This window comes from Citrobacter braakii, from assembly GCF_002075345.1.
Lineage (GTDB): Bacteria > Pseudomonadota > Gammaproteobacteria > Enterobacterales > Enterobacteriaceae > Citrobacter > Citrobacter braakii.
This window is the reverse complement of sequence record NZ_NAEW01000059.1, coordinates 1-2,039: the sequence shown is the minus strand read 5'-3', so window position 1 is coordinate 2,039 and position 2,039 is coordinate 1. Positions and strand designations below refer to the sequence as shown.

2 protein-coding genes are annotated in these 2,039 nt (G+C 53.0%); both read left to right on the top strand.

Going from position 1 to position 2,039, the window contains the following annotated elements; translation table 11 throughout:
• On the top strand, positions 1-756 hold a 756-nt coding region (locus BZK42_RS27705; protein WP_211280454.1), incomplete at its 5' end, for a DNA topoisomerase.
• Between the two features lie 763 nt (positions 757-1,519).
• The gene (locus BZK42_RS27700; protein ID WP_080861544.1) at positions 1,520-1,993 is read left to right on the top strand and encodes an STY4534 family ICE replication protein; all 474 of its coding nucleotides are present in this window, start codon (positions 1,520-1,522) and stop codon (positions 1,991-1,993) included.
• Positions 1,994-2,039 lie beyond the last annotated feature (46 nt).

Genomic DNA, 2,039 nt, shown 5'->3' with positions numbered 1-2,039 from the left:
CTGTTCCGGACGACCGGCAATGTTACCGTGGTGGCGGGATGGAAAGCGCTGTTTTCCGACCCGTCGCCACAGTCAGTACAGACACTGGCTGATGGCGACGTGAGCAGTGATAACGCAGATGCCTCCCTGCTGCCGCCCCTTCAGAGCGGGCAGATTTGTCCGGTTCAGGGGGCGGAGGAAAAGCGCCTGCAGACAAAACCACCGGTACCGTACAACGACGGTACGTTGATTGCGGCGATGACGAACGCGGCATCGTTCGTCACGGATTCTGCGCTGAAGAAGGTGCTGAAAGAAAATGCGGGGATAGGAACTGAGGCGACCCGGGCGGGGATAATCGACACCCTGATAAAACGTGGATTTATGGTAAGGGATAAAAAAGTGCTGCGTTCGACCACGACAGGGCGTGACCTGGTGAATACCCTGCCGGCGGCACTGACCAGCCCGGGGCTGACGGCGTTGTGGGAGCAACTGCTGGATGAGGTGGCGGCAGGCCGGGTGAGTCTTGATGATTTTATGGCGAAACAGAATGCCTGGGTGTCGCAGCTGGTCAGTCAGGGGAAATCGCAGCCACTGGCGATGCAGGCTACTCCCGGTCCACCCTGCCCGGAATGCGGGGGACGAACGGTGCAGCGTCAGGGAAAGAATGGTGTATTTTTCGGCTGTGTCAACTATCCGGCGTGCCGGGGTATTGCGGGAAGTGGTACTGGCGGCGGCTCGTTAAAAATGCCGAAAAGCCTGAAACTGAAGCTGCGATAACCGGTTGTTTTTTATCACCGGCTCTGGCAGGATGACTGCGGTACTGAAGATACCGGCACCCCACGGCTACAGGGCAGCGTCATTTTTGCATTTTGGTATGGTGTCTGCGGCAGTCCGGTAAGTCATCTTCTGAACGGGATGGACTTACAAGGCGTAAAAACCGTGTGAAATATTGCGTCGGGGTTTTACCTTCACGGTGGGTTTTAATGACAGTAGAGCATGGTGCACTCTGTGAAAGTAATGGCGGCTCCCCTCCGGGAGCTGCCATTAACGTCGAAATATCCGTAGTTATTGCCTCCTGATATCCTCTCCTGTATTCCCTGCTGCATACCCCGTTTTTTTGTTTTTTCGGTTCCTTATTTTCCGCGCTCACCTTTCTTGACTTCCCGCTGCTGTGTTTTAAAAATGAACAGGCTAAATCGTTGTCCCTGAGACAATTGCAAATACCTCCGGTACAGGAAACTGTACTTGTTGACCTGAAAGAGGAGCCTTCGGGTGGTCACATGCAAAAGTCAGCGGAGCTGGAACTGACGCCTTCGGGTGCTCCATTGCAAATGCTGCCGTGGCCTGGAAGGCAGCGTCTTCGGACGGTACACCCGTTTAACCTCTGGAAACGGGTACTGTGTTCTGCAGAATACAGTGGGGGTTGTTTTATGACTATTGACGGCCTGTGACGATGCCACAGGCTCCCTGCGGGAAAACACTCCCCGACAGGGATGCATGTTTTCTCAACCATACCTTTTTTATCCCTGGAGAGAACATCATGTCCGGAAATACTGACAAAAAAGAAGTTAAAGAAGTGAACTACTTCAACCTTAACATTAGCGGCCTGGGCTACATCAGTAACGTACGCCAGGTGGTCAACGGTAACAGTAAGTTTACCTGCTGTACGCTGAACGCCCTGACGGGACCGACAGATAATGCAGACTATACCCGCTTTGATGTCACTGTTGCAGGCAAGGACGCAACGAGTCTGATCAACCGTTGCCAGAAAGCGTGCGATGAAGACAAAAAAGTGATGGTCAGTTTTGTGCTCAGCGGTGTTAAACCGGACATCTTCACCCTGTCAAAAGGTGAGCATGCCGGCGAAAACCGTGTCAGTCTCAAAACGCGTCTTATCCGGGTGGACTGGATAAAGATTGATAAAGAGATTGTCTACAAGGCAGAAAAACCGACCTCGACTCCTCCGGTTCAGGACCAGACTCCGCAGAAGCAGTACGCGGAAAACTCATTCTGAAACCGTCATTTTAACTGACCTCTCCCTGGCGGTGACACACTTTCCG

What these genes read in the sequence shown, in the direction of transcription:
- BZK42_RS27700 (WP_080861544.1), top strand. Translation starts at nt 1,520, where the DNA reads ATGTCCGGAAATACTGACAAAAAAGAAGTTAAAGAAGTGAACTACTTC.